Source organism: Streptomyces sp. LARHCF249, from assembly GCF_052871255.1.
In genome coordinates this window covers 650,688-675,032 of record NZ_JBIXJQ010000002.1, presented here as the reverse complement: position 1 = coordinate 675,032, position 24,345 = coordinate 650,688, and the positions used below count along the sequence as shown (strand labels likewise).

Sequence of the window (24,345 nt, the reverse complement as noted above, 5' to 3'; positions counted from 1 at the left end):
GTCCGCGCAGAGGGGTTCTCCTCTCCGCTACCCCTCAGTACATTGACGCCATGTCTAATACGCCGCTCGCGCCCGCCCCCGTGGCGTCGGAACACGTGGATCTGAGGCCCCGGAACGTGTCCTTCGGCTGGGAGGACACCCCGCTCCACTGGCTGCCGAACGACCCCTTCACCGGGCACATGATCAATGTGCTGCACCTGCTGCTCCCCGCGGGTGAGCGGTGGTTCGTGCACGTCTACAAGCAGGTGCTCCCGTACATCAAGGACGAGCAACTGCGCACGGACGTCGTCGGCTTCATCGGCCAGGAGGCCATGCACGCCGCCGCGCACGACGAGGTACTGCCCCACCTGAAGCGGCTGGGGCTGGACCCGACCCCGTACACGGCGCAGGTCGACTGGCTCTTCGAGAAGCTGCTGGGCGACAAGACCCTGCCGCCGGGCAGGGCACGCCACTGGTGGCTGATGGAGCGGGTCGCGATGATCGCCGCCATCGAGCACTACACGGCGTTCCTGGGCGACTGGGTGCTGAACGCGGACGAGCTGGACCGGCGCGGCGGCGACCCGATGATGCTCGACCTGCTGCGCTGGCACGGGGCGGAGGAGGTCGAGCACCGCTCGGTGGCCTTCGACCTCTTCATGCACGTGGACGGCGGCTACCGGCGCCGCGCGCGGACCTGGGCGACCGCCTTCTCGGCGCTGGTCTTCCTGTGGCAGCGGGGCGTCCGCTTCTTCATGGAGAACGACCCGCACCTGGTGGACGGCAAGGCCTCCTTCGGCCAGTTCTTCCGGGCGGGGCAGCAGGGCGTCCTGCCGTCCACGGGCGCCATGCTGAAGTCCATACCGACGTACCTCGCCCGCACCTACCACCCTTCGCAGGAAGGCTCGACGGCGCAGGCGGTGGCCTACCTCGCCGCCTCCCCCGGCGCGAACGGCGGCGCGACCGGCGGCGCGACCGGCGGGGTGAAGGCATGAGGCGCGCCCTCGCGGTCACCGCCGCGGCCGGCGCGGCCTGGATGGCCAAGCGCGCCCTGAGCCGGCGCATCGCGGCCTCCCCGCTCTGGCCGCTGCCGGCCCTGGAGACCCCGGTCTCGGGGTACTCGCCGCGCCGCCCGCTGCGCGCGCTGATCGCCTCCCGTACCGAACCGGCACAGGGGGTGCTCCGGCTGACCCTGGAATCCCCCGAGCTCCCGGCCTGGACCGCCGGCGCGCACGTGGACGTCGTCCTGCCCTCGGGCCTGGTCCGCCAGTACTCCCTGTGCGGCGACCCGGCGGACGCCGGTACGTACACGATCGCCATCCGGCTGATCGAGGACGGCCGCGGCGGCTCCCGCGAGGCGCACGCCCTGCTGGTCGAGGGCGCCGAGCTGGAACTGCGCCCGCCGCGCAACCGGTTCGAGCTGGTCCCGGCCCCCTCGTACGCGTTCGTCGCGGGCGGCATCGGCATCACCCCGATCCTGCCGATGCTGCGGGCGGCCGCGGCCGCGGGCGCCGACTGGACCCTCCTCTACGGGGGCCTCTCGCGCGCCTCGATGCCCTTCCTGGCCGATCTGGCGGTCCACGGCGACCGGGTGACCGTCGTCCCGGAGGACGAGGCGGGCCTGCCCGACCTGTCCTTCCTCTCGTCGGCCGGGCCCGGCACGCTGGTCTACTGCTGCGGTCCGGAGCCGCTGATGCAGGCCGTCACGGCGGCGGCCGCGGACCCGGCGGCGGTCCGTCTGGAGCGCTTCGCGCCCTCGGCTCCCGGGCCGGCCCGGCCCTTCACGCTCGAACTGCGGCGCTCGGGGCGCACGGTGGAGGTGGGCGCGGCCGAGACCGCGCTCGCCGCGGTGCGCCGGGAGCTGCCGGACACCCCGTACTCCTGCGAGCAAGGGTTCTGCGGAACCTGCCAACACCGGGTGCTGGCGGGCGAGGTGGACCACCGCGACGACCTGCTCACGGACGGCGAGCGCGAGGACTCGATGCTGCTGTGCGTATCGCGCGCGAAGGACGGTCACCTCGCCCTGGACCTGTGACCGGTCCGAAGTAGGGTGTCCGCATGACAACCGGGGTGCGGCGCAGGATGGGTGTCGAGGAGCGGCGGCAGCAGCTGATCGGGGTTGCCCTGGAGCTGTTCAGCCACCGCTCCCCCGACGATGTGTCGATCGACGAGATCGCGGCGGCCGCGGGGATATCGCGGCCGCTCGTCTACCACTACTTTCCGGGCAAGCTCAGCCTGTACGAGGCCGCGCTGCGGCGGGCGGCCGACGAGCTGGCGCTGCGGTTCGTGGAGCCGCAGGAGGGGCCGCTCGGGGCCCGGCTGCTGCGCGTGATGGGGCGGTTCTTCGCCTTCGTCGACGAACACGGGCCGGGTTTCTCGGCGTTGATGCGCGGCGGCCCGGCGGTGGGGAGCAGCCAGACCAACGCCATGATCGACGAGGTCCGGCAGGCGGCGTACGAGCAGATCCTCTCGCACCTGGGCATCGGCCTCGCGGACCCGCCGGCGCGGCTGGAACTGGTGGTGCGTTCCTGGGTGTCGCTGGCCGAGTCGACGGCGCTGATCTGGCTGGACGGGCGGAAGATCCCGCGGGCCGAGCTGGAGTTGCAGCTGGTGCACGACTTCGCGGCGCTGGCCGCGGTGAGCGCGGCGTACGACGCCGAGATGGCGGGGATCCTCGTACGGATCCTGACCGGCGAACCCGCCGACGGGCCCTTCGGGGAGCTGGCGGGGCGCCTCGCGGGGCTGGTTCCGACCGGGGTGCCCGACCCGAGGTGATCTTGCTCGATAATGCCCGCGTGATCATTGACGACGGGATCTTGTTCCGGCAGGCCGAGGAGAAGGACGCCGGCCTGCTGGTGCGGCTGTACGACCAGGCTGCCCGCTGGATGCAGAAGCACGGGATCGAGCAGTGGAAGCCCGGGGACAAGGACGCCGCGCACTTCCGTTCGAAGATGCGCGAGGGCGAGGTGTGGATCGCCGCCGACGCCGACGGCCACGTCTGCGGGGCGTACGAACTGTGGTGGTCCGACGAGGAGGCCTGGGGGGTCCAGCCGCCGGTCGCGGGCTACGTGCACCGGCTGATGGTCGCCCGCGAGGCCGCGCCCGCCGGCGCCGGGCGCCGCATGCTCGAACATGCCGAGCGGCGGATCGCCAGGACCGGGCGGGAGCGGGCGCGGCTGGACTGCGTCTCCACCAACCCCCGGCTGCTCGCGTACTACCGGGGCGCGGGCTACCGGGTGGTCGGGGAGTTCCCCCACAAGGAGGGGAAGGACGGCAGGATCTACGGGGTGATCCTGCTGGAGAAGCGGCTGGACCGGCTCAGCGTCGCGTGAAGACCGACACCGTGCGGCCGGGGACGGTGAACTCTCCTGTCGTCGTGTCGTACGTAGACCGCTTGACGGTGGCGTCGGAGCCGGCGGCCTGCACCGGGTGCAGGCCGTAGGCGGTGCCCGCGAGGGCCGGGACGCGCTGGGGCCGGGCGGTGGGGGTGGCGTTGAAGACCACCACCAGGTCGCCGAGGACCATGGTGATCACCCCCGGAGTCTCCTGCGTGCCGGAGAGCGGGAACGACAGCCGGTCCTGGACCGCCTGCGGGGTGGTGAGGGCGAAGGCCGCTTCCGTCGTGCGGATCTTCAGCAGGTCGCGGTAGGCCGCGGAGGCTCCGGTGATCTCGGCGCAGCCGGGGGCCGGGGCGGTCAGCAGGGGCTTCGCGTAGAGCCACTTCGAGGCGTTGTCGGCGGCCGGGGGCAGGCCGCGGCCGAAGCCGTTGCCGTCCCGGCAGTCCCAGTGCAGGGCGTTGAACCAGTCGCCGCTGTCGTAGGAGTTGCGGTCCAGGGACTTGGAGCGGAGCAGGTCGGTGCCCGCCTGGGAGAGGGCCGGACCCTGCGAGAGGGCGGCCGTGGCCATGGCCAGGACCTGCATCCGGGCCTTGTCCGCGGCGCCGGTGGCCGGCGGGAGCTTGTAGGTCAGGGCGTCGGCGAGGGTCTCGTTGTCGTGGGCGTCCGCGTAGGCGAGGGCGTCGCCGGGGGCGGCCGCGTAGCCGGCCGGGGCGCCGTTGTAGTCCACTTCGGAGCCCTTCACCCGGCGGCCGGTGGTGTCGGTGAAGGTGTAGGCGGCGAGGTTGCCGGACAGGCCGACCTTGATCAGGTCCTGGGCGTGCAGGAGGCGGGCCTTCTGCTCGGCCGGGGTGCCGTTGGCGGGTGATCCGTTGGGCTCGGTGAACAGGCCGGAGGCGAAGCCCTGGACGCGCGGGTCCTCGTCGAAGGGGCCGCCGCCGCGGACCGCGTCGCGCGCCCGGTCGGAGAAGGTGGCGATGCCGGTTCCGGCCATGTTCTGCTGGGTGGCCTGGACGAAGCGGGCGTCGTTCGCGATCTCGCCGAAGTTCCAGCCCTCCCCGTAGAGGACGATCTTCTTGCCGTCGACCCCGTCCTTGGCGACGGTGAGCTCGTCGAGGGCCTTGCGGACGGCGAGGATGTTGTCCTTCGGGTGGTGGCCCATCAGGTCGAAGCGGAAGCCGTCGACCTTGTACTCCTTCGCCCAGGTGACGACCGAGTCCACGACCAGGCGGCCCATCATGGCGTTCTCGGGAGCGGTGTTGGCGCAGCAGGTGGAGGTGGCGACGCTGCCGTCGGCGAGCAGGCGCTGGTAGTAGCCGGGGACGATGCGGTCCAGGACGGACTTGTCCGACTGCCCGGAGGCGACGGTGTGGTTGTAGACCACGTCCATCACGGTGCGCAGCCCGGCCCCGCCCAGGGACTGGACCATCCTGCGGAACTCGACCGTGCGGGCCGTGCCGTTCGGGTCGCTCGCGTAGCTGCCCTCGGGGACGGTGTAGTGCAGCGGGTCGTAGCCCCAGTTGTAGGCGTCCTTGGCGGCCGCCGCGGCCACGCAGGCCTGCTGCTCCTGGGAGTCCGGGGCGTAGACCTTCAGGTCGCAGGCGGGCTCGGTGCGGTCCGCCGCCTTCTCCGGGATGGTGCCGATGTCGAAGGCCGGCAGGAGGTGGACGTACGAGGTTCCGGCGGCGGCCAGGTCGCGCAGGTGGGTCATGCCGGCCGAGCCGGTGTCGGTGAAGGCCAGGTACTGGCCGGGGTGCTTCGAGGTGGGGTCCGCGACGGAGAAGTCGCGGATGTGGAGCTCCTGGATCTGGGCAGAGGTGAAGGGGACGGGCGCGGGCTTGCGCAGCTCCTTCCAGCCGGGCGGGGCGAGCTTGGGGTCGGCGAGGTCCACGGCCAGGCTGTGCGTGGAGTCGGCGGTCAGGGCCGTGGAGTAGGGGTCGGTGACGAGGTTGCGGACCACCTGGCCGGTGCTCGGCGCCCAGACGGTAACGGCGTAGCGGTAGGGCTTCCCGGTCCAGGAGCGCTCGCCGCGCACCGACCAGACGCCGGTCGCGTCGTCGCGGCGCATGGCGACGGTGCGGCCGTCGAGTTCGAGGGAGACGTCCTGGGCGGTCGGGGCCCAGACGGAGAGGGTGGGGCGGCCGTCCTTGAAGACGGGGCCGAGGGACGCGGTCGTGGCGTACAGGTCGTCCAGGGCCCCGGCGAGCTGTACGCCGGTGGCGGCGAGGACGGCGCCGTTCGCGGCACGGGCGCTGGCGACGAGCTGGCCGCGCAGGGCTTCGCGTACGCGGTCCCGGTCGCGGGGGTCGACGGTGAAGGCGGAGTACGCCGCCAGGTGCGGGAACTTCTGCTTCTGGGCGGCGGTGAGCTCGGTGCGGTTCAGGCGCAGCCAGCGGGCCCCGCCCTCGTGCAGGCGGCCGTTCTCGGCCTTGACGGCGCCGTCGCGGGAGGCGAGGAGCTGGGCGGAGGCGGCGGCCGCGGGGGCGTTCCAGGCGAGGGTGTCGCGGTCGATCCAGACGGCCTGGGCCTTGGTGAGGTCCAGGGCGGCTCCGGAGCCCACGGGCTGCGGAAGGAGGTACTTCTCCTTGCCGCCCAGCATCCAGACCTCGTGGCCGGTGGCCTTCAGGTCGAGGGACTGGTCGGAGGGGAGGTCCTTCTCGTCGCCCTTGTGGAGGATGTAGCTGAGGCTGGTCGCCCCGGCCGCGAGCGGGACCTCGTACACCGCGCCGTAGGCGTCGAAGCGGGCGGGGAGCAGCGGCTTGGACCAGTCGGTGGGGGTGGCGGCGCCGGTCCAGACGTGCAGTCCCCAGCCCTCGTAGGCGCCGTCGGGGCGCTGGTGGTGCAGGACGGCCTTGGCCGTGTCCTGCGGCGGGTAGGCGGGGCGGTCGGTGCGGGCGGGTTCCTTGCCCTGCTCCAGCCAGATCTCGCCGGTCCGGGTCACGTCGATGGTGCGGTCGGCAGCGACGTCCTTGTTGCCGTCCTTGTCGATGACGAGGTAGCCGACGGAGGAGGCACCGGGCTTGAGCTTGACGTACGCGAAGGCGCCGTACGCGTCGCGGCCGGTGAAGCCGTGTCCGGCGGGCCACGGCGTCGCCTCGCCCTCGGCGATGTCGCCCCAGGCGTAGAGGCGCCAGTCGGTGTAGTCGCCGTCGGGGCGGTTGTAGTGGACGACGGCGTAGTCGCGCTGGGTGGCGGTCGGGATCTCCTTCGGCGGGACCTGTCCGGCAACGGACTCGGCGCGCGCGCTCGCGGTGCGGCCGGCGGCGTCGACGGCGACGGCCTTGTAGCGCAGGGGGGTTCCGGGGGCGGCTTCGACGTGCTGGGTGACCTTGTACGGGGCGTGGTCGGCGGAGCCGAGGACCTGCCACTTGCCGTTGCCGGTCTGTGCGGCGAACACGACCCGGTTGAGGCCGCCGCCGGTCACGTCGGCGGTGAGCTCGACGGTGCCGGTGGCGCCGGGCGCCGGGGCCTTGAGGGTGAGTGCGGGCTTGGCGGCCGGGGCGGCGAGGGGGGCGGCGGCCTGGAGCACCACGGAGCCGAAGGCGGGGACGACGACGGTGAGCTTGCCGGCCGCCGAGGCGCGGATCAGTGCGGTGCCGCCGTACAGGGTGCGGTACTGGGCGCCGGCCGGGGCGTCGATCTCCACGGACACGGACTCGGCCGCGTTGTTGGCGGCGACCAGGTACTCGGTGCGGCTGCGCGTGTCGGTCCGGGCGAAGGCGTAGACGGAGCCGTCGGCGAGGCGCTCGCTCTGGACGCCGTCGCGCAGGGCGGGGTGGTCCTTGGCGAGCTTGGAGAGAGCACTGATCTGCCGGTAGAGCGGGTGCTCCGGATCGTAAGCGTCGCTCGCGTGTGTGCGCACCGTTCCGAGCTGGTCGTCGTCCAGGTAGTCGGCGACCTGAGAGGCGAACAGCGTCTGCCGGGCGTCCTTGTCACCGCCCGCGCCCGTGAACCCCTGCTCGTCACCGGAGTAGATCACCGGGTTGCCCCGGGAGAGGAACATCAGCTCGTTGGCCAGCCGGTAGCGGTCCAGCAGCTCCTGCTCCCCGGCGCCCGGCCGGTCCTGCTTCAGGAAGGAGCCGAACCGTCCCATGTCGTGGTTGCCGAGGAAGGTCACCTGCTCGTAGGCGTTGGCCTTGTCGGTGGTGTACCGGTAGTCGTCCCCGAGGACGGCGGCCAGCCGCCCGGCTCCGCCGCCCTGGGCGGCGTACGAGCGGATGGCGTCCTGGAGCGGGAAGTCGAGGGTGGCGTCGAGGCGTCCTCGCGTCACGTACGGGGAGGTGACGGCCGTGTCGGCGGAGTAGACCTCACCGAACATGAAGAAATCGTCCCGGCCGCGCTTCGCCGCGTACGCATCGAGCGCGGTGGCCCACTGACTCCAGAACCCCAGATTCACGTGCTTGACGGTGTCGATCCGGAACCCGTCGATATCGAATTCCTCGACCCACTTCTCGTAGATCTTCTCCATCCCGCTGACGACCTCGGGACGCTCGGTCCACAGGTCGTCGAGGCCGAAGAAGTCCCCCTGCTCGGAGGACTCGCCGGCGAAGGTGGAGTCGCCCCGGTTGTGGTACATCTGCGGGTCGTTGAGCCAGGCCGGCACCTTGAGGTTCTTCTTGGCGTCGGCCACGAAGGGAGTCCGCGGGAACGAGCCGCTCCCCGTCTTCGGGAACTTCCCCTTCCCGCTCGCGTAATCCTCGTCGTCGAACGGCACGCCGTCCTTGGTCAGATAGGGAAACGCCCCCTTGGAGAGATAGCCGTAAGACCCCTCCCGGTAGTCGACGACGTCGGCGGTGTGGTTGGTGATGACGTCGAAGAAGACCTTCATCCCCTTCCCGTGCGCCTTGTCGATCAGCCGCTCCAGATCGGCGTTGGTGCCGAAGTGCGGGTCGACCTGGGTGAAGTCGGTGATCCAGTACCCGTGGTAGCCCGCCGAGACGTCGTCGCCCTTGCCCTGCACCGGCTGGTTCTTGAAGATCGGCGCCAGCCAGATGGCCGTGGTCCCCAGGCCCTTGATGTAGTCGAGCCGGTCGGTGAGCCCCTTGAGGTCGCCGCCCTGGTAGAAGCCCTTGTCCGTCGGGTCGAGGCCGGTCTCCAGGCGGGAGCCGGTGAGGCCGCCGCGGTCGTTGCGCGGGTCGCCGTTCGCGAACCGGTCCGGGAGTACGAAGTAGAACTGCTCCCGGGTCAGGTCGTGCCGGGCCGGCTGGGCGGCGAGTTTCGCGTCCGAGGGCGGGGCCGGCGGCCCGGCCGTCGCGGCCGCGGCGGGGATGGCGGGCAGGAGCGTCACGGCCAGGGCGGCGGCGAGGACTCCTGCGGCAGGGCGTATCAAGGCGGATCTCCTTGTGTACGGGTCGCATGGATGAGGGCCGCCCGGCGGTGGCGGGAATCGGAGTGCCGGGCGGCCCTGGTCTGTGGGGCGGGGGGGGTCAGCTGCGCCAGGTGTCGGCCAGCGCGACCTTCCCGCTCGCGGGGACGGTTGCCGTGCGGTTGGCGCCGCTCTCCCAGGTGACGCTGCCGGAGGCGTCCTTGCGGACGTACTTGTACGCGAAGGAGGTCCCGGCCGGGAGCGTGACGTCGCGCTTCCAGACGGGGTAGGCGGCGGGGTCGAGCTTGAGGGCGCTGCCGGTGTTCCAGGCGCCGAGCTCGGCGCGGTCGCCGACGACGTAGACGTCCTGGCCGGGGACGGTGGTGGCGTTGACGGCGAAGGAGGCGCCGGCGGAGGCAGCCGGCGTGCCGGAGCAGGTGCGGGCGCCCGCGTGCAGCGCGACGGCGGTCCCGGCGGGGAGGGTGGCGCTGAACTGGCCACCGGAACTCACGTTCACCACCCGCCCGCTCTGCACGTCGCAGTAGTCGCCGCCCGGCAGGGAGGTCTGGAAGGTACGGGTGAGGGCGCTCGCCTCGTGGTTGATCGCCACGTACGCCTTCGAGCCGCGCCCGAAGGCGATCTGGTCGCCGCCGTTGTCCCACCAGTCGGTGACGGCCTGCCCGCGGGCCGCGTTGCGGAAGCCGACCATGGAGGAGATCTCCCGCCAGGCGTGCTGGCACTTCCAGCCGTCCGCGTAACAGGCGCTCACCGCGCCGCCGTTGGGCGGCCCGGCATCCTTGTCGGTCCACTCGTAGCCGGAGTGCACGTCCGGGGACCCGTAGGGCCAGGCCAGCATGAACACGCTCGCGAGCGTGTATTTCGAGCCGTCCTTGTAGCTGAGGGTGTCGCCACCCCGCTCGGTGTCGTGGTTGTCGACGAAGACGGCGGACTGCCCGCCGGCCATGTACCCCCAGGCCTCCCCGAAGTTCTTCAGGTAGGCCAGGTTCTCGTTCTGGAAGACGCGCTTGAGATCCCGCGCGTACCGGAACTCCTGGACGTCCCCGCTGCCGAGGTACTCGCTCGGCGACACGGCCTCACCGGCCCCGTGGATCGCCTCCTGCTTCCAGTAGACGCCGGGATTGCTCAGCCGGGACTTGATGTTGGCGAGGTCGGCGGCGGGCATGTGCTTGGCGGCGTCGATCCGGAAGCCGTCGACTCCCAGTGACAGCAGGTCGTTCAGATACCCGGCGATCCGCCCCCGCACGTAGTCCTCGCCGGTGTCCAGATCGGCCAACTGCACGAGTTCGCAGTTCTGGACGTCGGCCTTGTCCTGGTAGTTGGAGATGGTCGCCCGGCAGTCGTCCATGTCGGAGCCGGAGTAGATCCCCGGATAGCCGTACTTCGTGTACGAACTCCCCCCGGTCCCCGTCCCGTCCCCGGCGGCCATGTGGTTGATGACGGAGTCGGCGACGACCTTCACCCCGGCGGCATGGCAGGAATCGACCATGGCCTTGAAGGCGGTCCGGTCCCCCAACCGCCCGGCGATCTTGTAGCTGACGGGCTGATAGGACGTCCACCACTGAGCCCCCTGGATGTGCTCCTGCGGAGGCGAGACCTGCACGTACCCGTACCCGGCGGGACCGAGGCTGTCGCCGCAGGCCTTGGCCACGGCATCGAACTTCCACTCGAACATCACGGCGGTGACGTCCTTGTCGCCGGGCGGCGCGGCCTGGGCCTGCGGCGCTGGTGCGGTCAGCGTCGCAGCCGCGACGGCGGCGGCGACCAGCAGGGATCTGCGAGTGGGGGGCATGTGGGGCCTCCTGGCGGAGAGGTGGGGATTGCACGCGACCGTATGGGCCGAAACCCGCCCCTGCAAGACCTTGCGCAAGAGATTGCAGAATTGTTTCTTCGACGTGTCCTCCCGGGGCCCCTCGACCAACCGGCTGGGTAGGGTCGCGCCATGGCAACCGACATCGTGATCGCGCAGACCACCATCGACAGCGAACACCGGGCGACCGAACTGGCGCGAGGCGCGGTGGAGGCCCGCCTGGCCGCCTGCGCCCACATCGACGCGCCGTTCACTGCCGTCTACCGCTGGAAGGGCACGGTCGAGACGGCCACCGAATGGCGCATCTCCTACAAGACGACCCGAGAACGCCTGCCTGCCCTCGGCGCATGGGTCGCCCAGGAGCACGGCTACGACGTACCGGAGTGGATCGTCATCCAGGTGGACGCCGGCTCAGACGCCTACGTGTGGTGGGTCACCGAGGAAACCACCCCCGAGTAAGTCTCCGTGAAGACGGCCGGAGGACACATGGCGAGCCCACCGATGCCCAGCCACAGACGGCCGCCGGACGCCAAGCTGCAGGAAGCGCGTAGCGATCTGACGCGCCCACCTGGCTTCGGAGGGGCTTCTCCCCGCTGTTCGGTGCGGGTCGAGCCCCAGACGGGCGGCGGACGCCGAGACGTGAGGAGCGCGTAGCGATTTAGTGCGCCCCCCGACCCCGGATGGCCTCGCTACGGGCCCGGGCGGGGCATGGCTACGGTGACCAAAGATCCGGTCCCTGATGGGCAATGCCCCTGCTCATGAACCAGTGGACCGTTCTTTTGGGGGCTTCCCGCCGGTCCTTGTCTTTCCGGGGCGGGTCGGTCTGTCAAGGGTGGCCGAAGGCCATCGCGAAGCGACGCGACGACGAAGGAGGAGCGCCCTTGACAGGGCGGCCCGCCCCGGAGAGACAGTGGGACTGGCGGGAAACCCCCAAACCCTCCCTGATCGGCAGCGGCCGGAGTCAGCCCCCCGCCCTCACCTGCCCCGTCGAGCCCCTCACCACCAACTCCGGCTGGAAGACGTACTCCGTGCGCTGGACCGGGGTGCCGGCCACCGCCTCCAGCAGCGCGCCCACCGCCGCCGTCGCCATCGCGCGGACCGGCTGGCGGACCGTCGTCAGCGGCGGGTCCGTGAAGGCGATCAGCGGCGAGTCGTCGAAGCCGACCACCGACACGTCCTCCGGCACCCGCAGTCCCCGTTCGCGGGCCGCCCGTATGACGCCGAGCGCCATCGGGTCGCTTCCGCACACCACCCCCGTGCAGCCCCGGTCCAGCAGCGCGCCGCCCGCGGCGTGGCCGCCCTCCACCGTGAACAGGGTCCGCTGGATCAGGCCCTCCGACTCCGCGGAAGGACAGGCGGCCACGAAGCCCTGCTCCTTGCGGGCCGACGGCACGTACCGCGTCGGCCCGATCGCCAGGCCGATCCTGCGGTGCCCCAGGTCCTCCAGGTGCCGCACCGCCATGTCCGCCGCCGCCCGGTCGTCCGGGGAGATGAACGGCGCGTTCACCTGCTCGTTGAAGCCGTTGATCAGGACGAACGGGGTGCCCCGCGCGGCCAGCCGCTGATAACGCGCCGGATCCGCAGCCGAGTCGGCGTGCAGGCCCGACAGGAACACGATCCCCGTGACCCCGCGCTCCTCCAGCTGCTCCACCAACTCGTCCTCGGTGGCCCCGCCCGGCGTCTGCGTACACAGCACGGGCGTGTACCCGTGCCCGGCCAGCGCCTGCTCGATGACCTGCGCGAACGCCGGGAAGATGGGGTTGGTCAGCTCCGGGATCAGCAGCCCCACCAGGCCGTTGCTGCGCCGCTTCAGCCGTACCGGCCGCTCGTAGCCCAGCAGGTCGAGCGCGGCCAGCACCTTGTGCCGGGTGCCGGCCGCGACGCCCGACTTGCCGTTGAGCACACGGCTGACGGTCGCCTCGCTGACCTGGGCCTGCGCGGCGATGTCCGTCAGCCGCAGCGGGGAAGTCACCCCTTCCACCACACCGCGGTGTCGGCGGGCAGTACGTCCGGCTCGGCGAGCGGACCGCTCGCCAGGAGCACCGTTCCCGGCGCGGGAAGGCGTACGTCCGCGGGCGTCGTGTTGACCGTGCAGACGAAGCCGCCGCGCCGGAAGGCCAGCACCCCCTCGGGGGCGGCCAGCCACTCCACGGCGTCGCCCGCTCCCAGGTCCGGGTGCTCCCGGCGGATCCGCAGCGCCGTCCGGTACAGCTCCAGGGTGGATGCCGGGTCCCCGGTCTGCGCCTCCACGCTGAGTCCCGCCCACTCGGCCGGCTGCGGCAGCCAGCTGCCCCCGCTGCCGAAGCCGTACGGGGCCTGGTCGCCGGACCACGGGATCGGCACCCGGCAGCCGTCGCGCAGCCCGTCCTGGCCGTTCGCCTTGAAGAACGAGGGGTCCTGGCGCACCTCGTCGGGGAGGTCGGTCACCTCCGGCAGGCCCAGCTCCTCGCCCTGGTAGACGTACGCCGACCCGGGCAGGGCCAGCATCAGCAGCGCGGCTGCCCGCGCCCGCTCGAGGCTGCCGAAGCGCGTGCGGTGCCGTACGACGTCGTGGTTGGACAGCACCCACGTGGTCGGCGCGCCCACCGGCCGCATCGAGTCGAGCGAGTCGTCGATGGCGGCGCGCAGCGCGTCCGCGTCCCAGCCGGTGCTCAGGTAGTGGAAGTTGAAGGCCTGGTGGAGCTCGTCGGGGCGCAGGTACAGCGCGGTGCGGTCGGCGCTCGGCGTCCAGGCCTCGGCGACGCCGATGCGGTCGCCCGCGTACTCGTCGAGGACCCGGCGCCAGGAGCGGTAGATCTCGTGGACCCCGTCCTGGTCGAAGAAGGGCAGCACCTGGTTGCCGAGCAGCTTGAGCTGCTCGTCGCGGCCGAGGTCCGGCAGGCCGGGGGCCTTGACCAGGCCGTGGGCGACGTCGATGCGGAAGCCGTCGGCGCCGAGGTCGAGCCAGAAGCGCAGGATCGAGCGGAACTCGTCCTGGACGGCGGGGTGTTCCCAGTTGAAGTCGGGCTGTTCGGGGGCGAAGAGGTGCAGGTACCACTCGCCGTCGGCGACGCGGGTCCAGGCGGGGCCGCCGAAGATGGACTCCCAGTCGTTCGGGGGCTCCGAGCCGTCGGCGCCCCGTCCCGCCCGGAAGTGGAAGCGCTCGCGCAGCGGTGTTCCGGGGCCTTCCCGCAGGGCCTGCTTGAACCATTCGTGCTGGTCGGAGCAGTGATTGGGAACCAGGTCGACGATGATGCGCAGGCCCAGCTCATGGGCCTCGCGGATCACGGCGTCGGCGTCGTGCAGGGTGCCGAACATCGGGTCGATGGCCCGGTAGTCGGCGACGTCGTAGCCCGCGTCGGCCTGCGGGGAGGCGTAGAAGGGGCTCAGCCAGACGGCGTCGACGCCCAGTTCCCGGAGGTAGGGCAGACGGCTGCGGATGCCTTCGAGGTCCCCCATGCCGTCCCCGTTGGAGTCGGCGAAGCTGCGCGGATAGACCTGGTAGATCACCGCTTCTCTCCACCAGCCGGGCAGGGTGCCGGTGGAGGTGGGAAGTGCGTCGGCGAGGTGCTGGGTCATGTCGTCCTTGGAGAGATCGGGCCGGGGGTGAGAGGGGGCAGGCACGGGTGGTCAGCCCTTGGTGGCGCCTGCCGTCATCCCGGCGACGAGGTGACGCTGGGCGAAAACGAAGAAGATCGCCGCGGGGATGGCGATGAGGACCGAAGCGGCGCTCATCGCACCCCAGTTGGAGGTGTACTGGGTGACGAAGGTCTGCAGCCCGCCGGCCAGGGTGAGGTTCTCCTCGCCGACCATGAAGGCGGAGGCGTACGCGACTTCTCCCCAGGCGGTGATGAAGGCGTAGAAGCCGGTGACGGCGAGGCCGGGCTTGGCGAGCGGCAGGATCAGCCGCCAGAACGTGCCGAAGGGGTTGAGCCCGTCGACGCGGCCGGATTCGTCGATCTCCACCGGGATGGTGTCGAAGAAGCCCTTCATCATCCAGGCGCAGAACGGCACGGCGATGGTGAGGTAGGTGATGATCAGGCCGACCGGCTGGTTGAGCAGGCCGAGGTCGCCCATCAGGTTGTAGAGCGGCACGATGAGGATGGCCATGGGGAACATCTGCGTGATGAGCAGGGTCCACATGAGCGGCTTCATGCCGGGGAACTTGAAGCGGCTGACCGCGTATCCGGTGGTGGCGGCGATGAACACACCGAGGACGGTGGTGACGCCGGCGACCAGGACGGAGTTCGCGAACCAGCTGAGGAAGTGGCTCGACTCCAGCAGGTACTGGTAGTTGCCGAGGGTGGGTTCCTTGACGAAGTCCGTCGTGATCGCGTGCTGCGCGGGCTTGAGCGAGGTCAGCAGGATCCACAGCACCGGGAAGACGGCGATGACGGACGCCCCGACGAGGGTGGCGTGCAGGCCGACGGAGGCGAGCGGGGAGCGGCTGCCCCGGGTACGGGGGCCGGTCTTGGCGCGCGCATCGGTACGCGAAGTGGTCACGGTCACCACACCTCTCCCTGCTTGCGCAGCGAGCGCCGGTAGACCAGCGCGAAGATCATGAGCACGGCGAGGATCAGTACGCCCCAGGTGGCGGAGCCGGCGAAGTCGCGCGGGCTTTCCACGAACGCCTCGCGGAAGGCCTGGGTCACCAGGATCTCGGTGGAGTCTCCCGGTCCGCCGCGGGTGAGCAGGAAGATCACCGGGAACATGTTGAAGGTCCAGATGGTGGAGAGCAGGATCACGGTCATGCTCACCGCGCGCAGCCCGGGCAGCGTGATGTGCCGGAACCGCTGCCAGGCGCTCGCGCCGTCCATCTCGGCGGCCTCGTACAGCTCGCCGGGGATCGACTGCAGTCCGCCGAGCAGGGCGACCATCATGAAGGGGACGCCGAGCCAGACGTTGACGGTGATGACCGAGAACTTGGCCCAGGTCGGGTCGTCGAGCCACGGGACGGCGGCGATGCCGCCGCCGTCGAGGATCTTGTTGAGGATGCCGCTGTCGCGGTTGAAGAGGAACCGCCAGGCGAAGACGGAGACGAAGCCGGGGACGGCCCAGGGCAGGATGAGCGCCATCCGGTAGGCGGCGCGGCCCCGGAAGTCCCGGTTGAGCATGTTGGCCAGGACCAGGCCGAGCGTGAAGGTGACGGACACGCACGCGACGGTCCACATCACGGTCCACACCAGCCGCTGCAGGAACACCGGGTCGCTGAGCACGGCCGCGTAGTTGTCGAGTCCGACGAACTCGTACGTGGCCTCGATGTGCCGGGCGCCGATGGTGCGCGAGACGTTGCGCTCGTTGGCGTCGGTCAGCGACAGGTAGATGCCCCGGACCAGCGGCCAGCCGATGATCACGCCGAGGACGAGCACGACCGGGGCGATCATCGCCCAGGCGTACCAGTGGGTGGCGAGGGCGCGCCTCAGTCCACCGGGGTTCCTGCTGTCAGTCCTGCGGCTCCGGCCGCGGGCGCCGGCGTCGTCTCCGACGCCGTCACCCGCGGCCTTCGCCACCGACTGGCTGGTGTGAGCAGCCATCTTTATCTACTACTTCCAACCCTTGAGGATCTTGCGGAACTCGACGCCGGCCGCCTTGGCCGCGTCCTCGGGGCTCGAGGCTCCGGTGATCGCCTTGGTGTATTCGATCTTCAGCGGCTCGAAGAGGGAGCCGTTCTCCGGGATCCAGGCGCGCTCGACGGCCTTGTCCACGGCCGGCTTGAAGAACTGCACCATCTCGCTGCTCTTCACGTCCGGCTGCTCGTAGGCGGCGGTGCGGGTGGGGAGCAGGCTCAGGTCCTTGGCCGATTGCACCTGGACCTCCTGCGAGGTCATGTACTCGACGAAGGCGTGGGCCGCGTCGCGGTTCTTGGAACCGGCGTAGACGCCGAGGTCGTGGCCGCCCTGCGGGGCGCCGGCCTTGACCGAGCCGGCCGGGACGGCGGCGACGCCGAGGTTGGCCTTGTCCTTGAACTGGTCGCCGGCGTAGGTGTCGGCGACGGCCCACGGACCGTTGATCATCATGGCGGCCTCGCCGGACTTGAAGGCCGTCTGCATGTTGGTCCAGCCGTCGGTGGCGTTGGTGATCGCAGCGCCCGAGGTGACCAGGTCGCGGGCGGTCTTGAACGCCTTGACGCCCGCCGCGTTGTCGACGGTGACCGTCTTGTTCTTCGCGTCGACCAGGTCGCCGCCCTCGCCGTAGATCAGCGGGAGGAACCAGTAGGAGTCGTCGCCGCGCAGGTAGAGGCCGGCCTTGCCGGTCTTCGCCTTGATCGCGGCGGCGGCGGTCTTCAGCTCCTCGAGCGTCTTGGGGGGCTGGACCCCGGCGTCGGCGAGCATCTTCTTGTTGTAGAAGAGGCCGAGGGTGTCGATGACCTGCGGCACCGCGTAGGTCTTGCCCTCGTACTTGCCGCTGGCCGCGGCCTGCGGGAGGAACTCGGCGTCGACCTTCTTCGCCGTCTCGGCCGGGACCTCGTCGAGGTAGCCCAGCGAGGCGAAGTCGGCGACCCAGCCGACGTCGGCGCGGATCACGTCGGGGGCGTCGGAACCGCTGCTGAAGGCGTTCTTGACCTTGTTCTGCGCGTCGCCGTAGGGAACGTTGACGTACTTGACGGTCACCTTCGGGTGCTTCGCGGTGAACGCCTCGGCGATCTTCTGGAAGCTGGCCTTTTCGGCGTCGTTGGACGTGTCCCACCAGGTGACGGTGCCGGACAGCTCGCCACCGGCCTTCGTCTCGCCGCTGTCGTCCTTGGTGTCACCACCGCAAGCCGTCGCCGCGAGCGCCAGGGCCGCGACCAGCGCGGTGGCCGCTATGCCACGCCGCATATGAACTCCTTCGATGATCCCGGACGCGCCCTCGCGGTCCCGAGTTGCCAGGAACGTAACAAGGCTGAAAGAAGACCGAAAGGGCTTGCGGCAATTTTCTGCAAGAAGGGCTGATCGTTACATCCGTGTGTCCGTACGGTTGCCGCAGCTTGCTGTTAGTTCGAAGCACCTTCGACTGTCCGGGCCCGCAACCAGGGGGCGTGTACCCGCGTTGACCCCGATATGACGCATGAGTCGACGGCCGTCCAGCTTGCAAGCGCTTCCAGCAACGCCACCGCGAGCAGCGGCTGGTGGCGTGATGCCGTCATCTACCAGGTGTACGTCCGGTCCTTCGCCGACAGCGACGGCGACGGCGTCGGGGACCTGCGCGGAGTGCGCGAGCGGCTCCCGCACCTCGCCCGGCTGGGGGTCGACGCCGTGTGGCTCACCCCCTTCTACGTCTCCCCGCAGGCCGACGGCGGCTACGACGTGGCCGACTACCGGGCCGTCGACCCGCTCTTCGGGGACCTCTCCGACGCCGACGACCTCGTGCGGGCCGCGCACGCGCTGGGCCTGCGGATCATCGTGGACGTGGTGCCGAACCACACCTCCGATCAGCACGCCTGGTTCCGGGCCGCCCGCGCCGGGGATCCGCGGGCCCGGGCGCGCTACCACTTCCGCCCCGGCCGGGGGCCCGGCGGCGCCCAGCCCCCCAACGACTGGGAGTCCGTCTTCGGCGGTCCCGCCTGGACCCGGGTCGAGGACGGCTCCTGGTACCTGCACCTCTTCGCCCCCGAGCAGCCCGACCTGGACTGGGAGCATCCGGAGGTCGCCGCCGAGTTCGCCTCCGTGCTGCGCTTCTGGCTGGACCTGGGCGTCGACGGCTTCCGCGTGGACGTGGCCCACGGCATGGTCAAGGCCGCCGGCCTGCCCGACATCGGCCGGGGCGCCCAGGCCACCCTCATCGGCACGCAGCCGCTCCCCTTCTTCGACCAGGACGGGGTCCACGCGATCCACCGCGCCTGGCGCCGGCTCCTCGACTCCTACGAGGGCCCGCGCATCGGCGTCGCCGAGGCCTGGGCGCCCACCTCCGAGCGCCTCGCCCTCTACGTCCGCCCCGACGAACTGCACCAGGCCTTCAACTTCCGCTTCCTGAACTGCCCCTGGGACACCGTCGCCATGCGGACCGTCATCGACGAGTCCCTGGCCGCCACCGGGTCGGTGGGGGCGCCCACCACCTGGGTGCTGTCCAACCACGACGTCGTACGCCACCGCACCCGCTACGGCAGCCTCGAGCGGGCGCGGGCCGCCGCGCTGCTGATGCTGGCCCTGCCCGGGTCCGCGTACGTCTACCAGGGCGAGGAGCTGGGCCTGCCGGAGGTGACCGACCTCCCCGACGGGGTCCGCCAGGACCCGGCCTTCCTGCGCACCGCGGGACAGGAGGGGCTGCGCGACGGCTGCCGGGTGCCGCTGCCCTGGTCCGGCGCGGAGCCCCCGTACGGCTTCGGGCCCGCGGGCGCCTGGCTTCCGCAGCCCGCCGGCTGGGGCGGCCTCAGCGTCGCCGCCCAGACCGGCGATCCGCACTCCACCCTTGAGCTCTACCGGGCCGCCCTGGAACTGCGCCGGGCCCTGCCCGGCCTCGGCTCCCCGGACGCGGGCCCGCTGACCTGGCTGCCCGCGCCCGAGGGCGTGCTCCTCTTCACCCGGCCCGGCTTCGCCTGCACCCTCAACAGCCGGCCCGCCGCCGTCGAACTCCCCGCGCCCGGACGCCCCGTCCTGTCCAGCGCGCCCGTGGAAACGGACGGCCGCACCGTGCTGCTGCCGGCGGACTCGTGCACGTGGTGGGCAATCTGAACGTGCGACCGGTACAGTCCAATCCCGTGACCGCACGGCTAGCCGACATCGCAGCCCAGGCGGGGGTCAGCGAAGCCACAGTCAGCCGCGTGCTCAACGGCAAGCCCGGTGTGGCCGCCGGCACCCGTGAATCCGTACTGGCCGCTCTCGACGTGCTCGGCTACGAACGGCCCGTCCGGCTGCGCCAGCGCAGCGCGGGCCTCGTCGGGCTGATAACCCCCGAGCTGGACAACCCCATCTTCCCGGCGCTCGCCCAGGTCATCGGTCAGGCGCTGACCCGGCAGGGCTACACGCCCGTGCTGGCCACGCAGACGCCCGGCGGCTCCACCGAGGACGAGCTGACCGAGATGCTCGTCGACCGCGGGGTCTCCGGCATCATCTTCGTCTCCGGCCTGCACGCCGACACGACCGCCGACATGGGCCGCTACGACCAACTGCGCGGCCAGGGCGTCCCGTACGTCCTCATCAACGGCTTCTCCGACAAGGTGCAGGCGCCCTTCGTCTCCCCCGACGACCGCGCGGCGATGCAGCTCGCGGTCACGCACCTGACGGCGCTGGGGCACACCCGGATCGGGCTCGCCGTCGGACCGAAGCGCTTCGTGCCGGTGGTCCGCAAGATCGAGGGCTTCCGGCTCGGGATGAAGGAGCGGCTCGGGCTCGACGAGGCCGAGACCGAGGAGCTGATCCAGCACTCCCTGTACACGCTGGAGGGCGGCCAGGCGGCCGCGGCCGCGCTGATCGCGCGCGGCTGCACGGCGGTGGTGTGCGCGAGCGACATGATGGCGCTCGGCGCGATCCGGGCCGCCCGGCAGCAGGGGTTGCGGGTGCCCCAGGACGTGTCGGTGGTCGGCTTCGACGACTCCCCGCTCATAGCGTTCACCGATCCGCCGCTCACCACCATCCGGCAGCCGGTGCAGGCCATGGGGCAGGCGGCCGTCCGGACCCTGCTGGAGGAGATCGGCGGTACGCCGGCCCCGCACAGCGAGTTCGTCTTCCTGCCCGAGCTGGTGGTGCGGGGCTCCACGGCCTCCGGCCCCGGGCAGACTCGGGGCCGGAGTCGTCCGTAGGTCGGAGCGCAGGCGCCGAAGACCGTCCCGGGGGATGATCGAAGGCGAGATCGTATCTGGCAGACTCTCTCCCCATGGGTGAAGCGAGCGTGAAGACACTGGAAACCCGGACGGACGTCTCGTCACCCCTCGTGACCGAGAGCGAGGTCCGGGCGGAGTCCGAGCGCACCCTCCTGACCCGGCTGCGCAGCCCGCGCCGGCCGCGGATCTGGTTCGAGATCCTGCTCATCGCGGTCAGCTACTGGACCTACTCGCTGATCCGCAACGCGGTGCCCGAGCAGAAGGCGGCCGCCCTCGCGAACGCCGACTGGATCTGGAACGCCGAGCGGGCCCTGGGCATCGCCGTGGAGCAGACGGTCAACCACACGGTGAACTCCGTGACGTGGCTGATCGTGGGCATGAACTACTACTACGCCACGCTCCACTTCATCGTGACCATCGGCGTGCTCGTGTGGATCTACCGTTTCCATCCGGGCCGTTACGCGGCCACCCGTCTGGTTCTCTTCGCCACCACGGGCGTCGCCCTGGTCGGCTACTACCTGTACCCGCTCGCGCCGCCCCGGCTGATGAACGGGCAGGACTTCGTGGACACCGTGCTGGTCCACCACACCTGGGGCTCCATGGCCTCCGGAAACCTCAAGAACATGTCGAACCAGTACGCTGCGATGCCGTCCATGCACATAGGGTGGTCGCTCTGGTGCGGGCTGACGATCTTCGCGGTCGCCACGGCCCCCTGGGCCCGGATCCTGGGCCTGCTCTACCCCGCGGCGACCCTGGTCGTGATCGTGGCCACCGCCAACCACTTCTGGCTCGACGCCGTGGGCGGCCTGCTCTGCCTGGCCTTCGGCTACACCGCCTCACGGGCCTGGTTCGGCTCGCTCCCGCACCGGCTGCCGCGCCACCCGCAGCACGCGGGTCCGCACCCGGCGGCGGACCTCCTGAACCGCATCCGCACCCGCACCTGACGAGCCCCGGCCTCCCCTCGGCACGGACCGCGGGTTCCTGCCGGCCCGACCCGCCCGTCACGAGGTGGCGGGGTCCCGGTGGGTGACGCGGCCGCCGGACATCGTGAGGCGGACCGGTGCCCCGGCCAGCTCGTCCACCCCGGCCGTGACCGGATCGAGCGCGAAGGCCGTCAGATCCGCCCGCCGGCCGGCCGCGATCCGGCCCGCCACCTGCTCCTCCCCTGCCGCGAGCGCCGCGTGCGAGGTCATGCCCTCCAGTGCCATCAGCCCGGTCAGGGTGGATCCCGCCGATGCCGCGCCGAGAGGGCTGCGGGCGGTGACGAGCACCTGGCGGGCGTCGTAGTGGGCGACGGGCCAGTCGGAGCCGAGCGCGAGGACGGCTCCCGCGTCCCGCAGGTCCCGGCAGCGCCAGGCGCGCCCGGCCCGGTCCTCCCCCAGCCGCCGGGACCACTCGTCACCGTGGTCGGCACGGGTGTACGCGGCGTGCAGCGGCTGCATGGAGGCGATCACCCCGAGCTCCGCGAACCGCTTCAGCTGGTCGTCGGGCACGGTCTCGATGTGCTCGATCCGGTGCCGCATCCGGGCCCGGTCGCCGAGTGCGGCGACCGTGTCGAGGACGTGGCGGACCGCGGCGTCGCCGATGGCGTGGGTAGCGGTGCGCACGCCGGCCCCGTCGAGGACCCGCAGCGCGCGGGCGTAGGCCCGCGGGTCGGGCCAGAAGGCGTCGGTGCCCTGGCCGTGGCAGTCGGCGTGCTCCAGCCAGGCGGTGCCGCCCTCGACGGTGCCGTCCATGAAGAACTTCACGCCGCCGACCTGCCAGTGGCGGCCGGCCAGGCGCTGGAGTTCGATCAGCGCGGCGAGTTCCTCGTCGTCCGCCCCCGGCATGCACCAGGGGGCCAGGCGCAGCCGAAGCGGCAGGTGGCCCTCGTACTCCACGGTCGAGAGCAGGGCCGGTACGTCTCCGTCGCCGAGGTCCATGACGTGGGCGCCGGTCAGTCCGGTGGCGGCCATGGCGTCGAGGAGGGCGAGGAGGCGGCTGCGGCGTTGGGCGGGGGAGGGATGCGGGACCAGGGTTCCGACCAGCGCCATCGCGGCGTGCTCGACGAGGTGTCCGGTGGGGCGGCCGGCCGTGTCGCAGACGATGGCGGAGCGCTGGGCGAAGGTGCGGGGTCCGGTGATGCCGGCGGCGGTCAGGGCCGGGCCGCTCGCGAGGGCGGAGTGGCCGTCGTAGAGGCGCAGGAAGGCGGGGGCGCCGTCCAGGACGTCCTCGATCAGTGCGCGGTCGACGGGCTGTCCGCCGAAGGCGTTGTGGTCGAGGCCGTGGCCGACGACCCAGCCTTTGGCGCGCTCGGCGGTGCGCAGGGCGGCCCGCAGCTGGTCGAGGTCCCGTACGGCGGACAGGTCGGTGCCGGTGGCCGTCTCGATGCCCCAGACGGGGTGGCTGTGGGCGTCGGTGAGGCCGGGGGTGAGGGTGGCGCCGCCGAGGTCGATCAGCTCGGTGCGGGGGCCGCGCCAGTCGCGTACGTCGGCCTCGTCGCCGACGGCGAGGATCCGCCCGTCGCGGACGGCGACGGCGCGGGCCCCGGGGCGGCCGGGGTCGAGGGTGCGGACGCGGGCTCCGGTGAGGACGGTGTCGGCAGCGGGCACGGCTCTGCTCCTTCGGGGTGGGCGGGCTGAACCAGTTTCCGCCCCCGGGCAACCGAATCCGGGCGGGAGGTGGTCAAGAGGGCGAAGGGGGTGCCGATGCAGGCCGAGCAAGAAGCGCAGTTCCAGTCGTTCGTGGCCGCGCGCTGGAGTCATCTGGTGCGGACCGCGTACCTGCTGACCGGCGATCCGCACGACGCGGAGGACGTGACCCAGAGCGCGCTCGCGAAGGCGTACCGGTCGTGGCGGCGCGTGTCGCGCATGGACAGCCCGGAGGCGTACGTACGCCGGATGCTCGTCACGTGCAACAGCGACCGGTTCCGCAAGCGCCGGGTCGCCGAGCGGCTGACGGACAGCGTGCCGGACACCTCGGTGCACGACAACGCCGTGGCGTGGGCCGACGAGCGCAACGTGCTGATGGCCGCGCTGGCCCAACTGCCCGCCCGGCAGCGGGCGGTCGTGGTCATGCGGTACTGGGAAGACCTCTCCGAGGCCGAGACCGCCGACGTCCTGGGGTGTTCCCCCGGCACCGTCAAGAGCCAGGCGTCCAAGGCCCTGGCGAAACTGCGCGCCTGGCCCGGGCTGGGCCGGATCGCGCCGGTGAACGAGATGAACGAAGGGGCAGTCCTGTGAACGGGCGAGGCGACGACGGACAGGACCGCTTCGAGCGGGACCTGCGCGAGCGGATGGCCCAGGACGCGGCGGCCGTGCGGCCCGCCGCCGTGCCGTATCCGGAGATCGTCCGGCAGGGCCGCGCGGAGCGGCGGCGCAGGCTCGCGGCAGCGGGGGCGGCGCTGATCGCGCTGGCCGTCGTACCGGCGACGGCCCTCGCCTTCACGGGCGACGCCGGCGGCGGGCCGTCGGGCCACGTGACCGTGGGCGGCGGCCCCACGACGAGCGCCGCGCCCCGGCCGCCCGCCGGGCCGGCCGCTCCCGCGACTCCCGGGCAGCTCGCCGACGGCATCACCCTCGCGGACGCGGCCACCGGACTGGAGCAGTGCCTGGAGTACGACCGGCAGCGCCCCGGCGGTGCCGATTCGGCACGCGGCAGCCTGGGCAGGGCCGCCGACTACCGGATCCTGCTCGCGCACCGCAGCATCGGCAACGACAACTCCCCGGGCGACGGCCGCTACATCGTCGCCGTCAAGGAGACCCCGGTGCCCGTCCGGATCATCTGCACCGTCAAGAACGGCGAGACGAGCGGCATCAACGCCCACGTCGGCGCGGACGACGACCCCGCGCGGGGCCCCGTCGTTCCCGACATCAACGGAGGCAAGCTCTACCTGCAGCGACTGAGCTCCGAGGGCCCGTGGAAGCTGCCCTACCGCTGGGGCAGCATCGGCACCGTCGTCGACCCCCGCGTCGCCCGGGTCACCGTCAGCTACGGCGGCGCCACCGCCGAAGCCGCCCTCGACCACGGCTGGTTCGCCGCCACCGGCATCCTGGAACGGGCCGTCACCAAGGCGCCGCGGATCAGGGGCTATGACGCCGAGGGCACGCAGGTCTACGACTCCGACACGGACAAGTCCTACGACAAGCCCATCCCGTAGGGGGATGACCCGGGAGCGGGGCCTCGCCGGCGTACAGGGGTCGGC

The 24,345-nt window shown here is 71.7% G+C and carries 18 protein-coding genes; 10 read left to right on the top strand and 8 right to left on the bottom strand.

The genetic code is table 11. From position 1 onward, the window contains the following. The first annotated feature begins 50 nt into the window (after positions 1-50). Genes ACIPUC_RS07915 through ACIPUC_RS07900 form a run of 4 tightly spaced genes read left to right on the top strand, consistent with a single transcriptional unit; the run spans position 51 to position 3,308 of the window. Positions 51-971 carry a metal-dependent hydrolase gene (locus ACIPUC_RS07915; RefSeq protein ID WP_446587437.1) on the top strand — a complete coding sequence of 307 codons (921 nt, stop codon included), beginning with the start codon at positions 51-53 and terminating at the stop codon, positions 969-971. Continuing rightward, complete coding sequence (locus ACIPUC_RS07910; RefSeq protein ID WP_446587435.1) at positions 968-2,011, top strand: PDR/VanB family oxidoreductase; 1,044 nt, start codon at positions 968-970, stop codon at positions 2,009-2,011. The genes ACIPUC_RS07915 and ACIPUC_RS07910 overlap by 4 nt, the downstream gene beginning before the upstream one ends. A gap of 23 nt (positions 2,012-2,034) precedes the next feature. Then, complete coding sequence (locus ACIPUC_RS07905) at positions 2,035-2,751, top strand: TetR/AcrR family transcriptional regulator (protein ID WP_446587433.1); 717 nt, start codon at positions 2,035-2,037, stop codon at positions 2,749-2,751. A gap of 20 nt (positions 2,752-2,771) precedes the next feature. Continuing rightward, positions 2,772-3,308 carry an N-acetyltransferase family protein gene (locus ACIPUC_RS07900; protein ID WP_446587431.1) on the top strand — a complete coding sequence of 179 codons (537 nt, stop codon included), beginning with the start codon at positions 2,772-2,774 and terminating at the stop codon, positions 3,306-3,308. Here the strand turns inward: ACIPUC_RS07900 and pulA are convergent. Next, a complete protein-coding gene (pulA, locus tag ACIPUC_RS07895; protein ID WP_446587429.1) occupies positions 3,295-8,640 on the bottom strand; it encodes a pullulanase-type alpha-1,6-glucosidase in 5,346 nt (1,781 codons plus the stop codon). The two genes, ACIPUC_RS07900 and pulA, sit on opposite strands and share 14 nt — an antisense overlap. A gap of 97 nt (positions 8,641-8,737) precedes the next feature. Further along, entirely contained in the window at positions 8,738-10,426 is a 1,689-nt protein-coding gene (locus ACIPUC_RS07890; protein WP_446587427.1) for a carbohydrate-binding module family 20 domain-containing protein, read from the bottom strand. Positions 10,427-10,576: 150 nt separating this feature from the next. Between ACIPUC_RS07890 and cutA the strand changes: the two genes are divergently transcribed. Next, complete coding sequence (gene cutA, locus ACIPUC_RS07885; RefSeq protein WP_446587425.1) at positions 10,577-10,903, top strand: divalent-cation tolerance protein CutA; 327 nt, start codon at positions 10,577-10,579, stop codon at positions 10,901-10,903. 502 nt (positions 10,904-11,405) lie between these two features. On the opposite strand, the gene ACIPUC_RS07880 is transcribed toward cutA, so the two are convergent. Genes ACIPUC_RS07880 through ACIPUC_RS07860 form a run of 5 tightly spaced genes read right to left on the bottom strand, consistent with a single transcriptional unit; the run spans position 11,406 to position 17,241 of the window. Further along, positions 11,406-12,428: a LacI family DNA-binding transcriptional regulator gene (locus tag ACIPUC_RS07880; RefSeq protein ID WP_446587424.1), complete on the bottom strand. Its 1,023-nt coding sequence runs from the start codon at positions 12,426-12,428 to the stop codon at positions 11,406-11,408. Then, the gene (locus tag ACIPUC_RS07875; RefSeq protein WP_446587422.1) at positions 12,413-14,002 is read right to left on the bottom strand and encodes a glycoside hydrolase family 13 protein; all 1,590 of its coding nucleotides are present in this window, start codon (positions 14,000-14,002) and stop codon (positions 12,413-12,415) included. Before ACIPUC_RS07875 ends, ACIPUC_RS07880 begins: the two co-directional genes overlap by 16 nt. 51 nt (positions 14,003-14,053) lie before the next feature. Beyond that, positions 14,054-14,926: a sugar ABC transporter permease gene (locus ACIPUC_RS07870; protein WP_446587420.1), complete on the bottom strand. Its 873-nt coding sequence runs from the start codon at positions 14,924-14,926 to the stop codon at positions 14,054-14,056. Positions 14,927-14,928: 2 nt separating this feature from the next. Continuing rightward, positions 14,929-15,957, bottom strand: a complete 1,029-nt coding sequence (locus tag ACIPUC_RS07865) for a carbohydrate ABC transporter permease (protein WP_446587418.1) — start codon at positions 15,955-15,957, stop codon at positions 14,929-14,931. Between the two features lie 9 nt (positions 15,958-15,966). After that, positions 15,967-17,241, bottom strand: coding sequence for an extracellular solute-binding protein (locus ACIPUC_RS07860; protein WP_446587416.1), 1,275 nt, complete (start codon positions 17,239-17,241; stop codon positions 15,967-15,969). Positions 17,242-17,463: 222 nt separating this feature from the next. On the opposite strand from ACIPUC_RS07860, the gene ACIPUC_RS07855 reads away from it, so the two are divergent. From ACIPUC_RS07855 to ACIPUC_RS07845, 3 genes are all read left to right on the top strand, one after another. Beyond that, positions 17,464-19,074, top strand: a complete 1,611-nt coding sequence (locus tag ACIPUC_RS07855; protein ID WP_446587414.1) for a glycoside hydrolase family 13 protein — start codon at positions 17,464-17,466, stop codon at positions 19,072-19,074. 26 nt (positions 19,075-19,100) lie between these two features. After that, positions 19,101-20,141 carry a LacI family DNA-binding transcriptional regulator gene (locus ACIPUC_RS07850; protein WP_446587412.1) on the top strand — a complete coding sequence of 347 codons (1,041 nt, stop codon included), beginning with the start codon at positions 19,101-19,103 and terminating at the stop codon, positions 20,139-20,141. A 74-nt stretch (positions 20,142-20,215) separates the two neighbouring features. Beyond that, entirely contained in the window at positions 20,216-21,106 is an 891-nt protein-coding gene (locus ACIPUC_RS07845; protein ID WP_446587410.1) for a phosphatase PAP2 family protein, read from the top strand. A gap of 57 nt (positions 21,107-21,163) precedes the next feature. On the opposite strand, the gene ACIPUC_RS07840 is transcribed toward ACIPUC_RS07845, so the two are convergent. Further along, complete coding sequence (locus ACIPUC_RS07840; protein ID WP_446587408.1) at positions 21,164-22,753, bottom strand: amidohydrolase; 1,590 nt, start codon at positions 22,751-22,753, stop codon at positions 21,164-21,166. A 96-nt stretch (positions 22,754-22,849) separates the two neighbouring features. Here ACIPUC_RS07840 and ACIPUC_RS07835 point away from each other — a divergent pair, with 96 nt between their 5' ends. Further along, positions 22,850-23,383 (top strand): SigE family RNA polymerase sigma factor, encoded by a 534-nt coding sequence (locus ACIPUC_RS07835; RefSeq protein WP_446587406.1) that lies wholly within the window; start codon positions 22,850-22,852, stop codon positions 23,381-23,383. Next, positions 23,380-24,300, top strand: coding sequence for a hypothetical protein (locus ACIPUC_RS07830; RefSeq protein WP_446587404.1), 921 nt, complete (start codon positions 23,380-23,382; stop codon positions 24,298-24,300). The genes ACIPUC_RS07835 and ACIPUC_RS07830 overlap by 4 nt, the downstream gene beginning before the upstream one ends. Positions 24,301-24,345 lie beyond the last annotated feature (45 nt).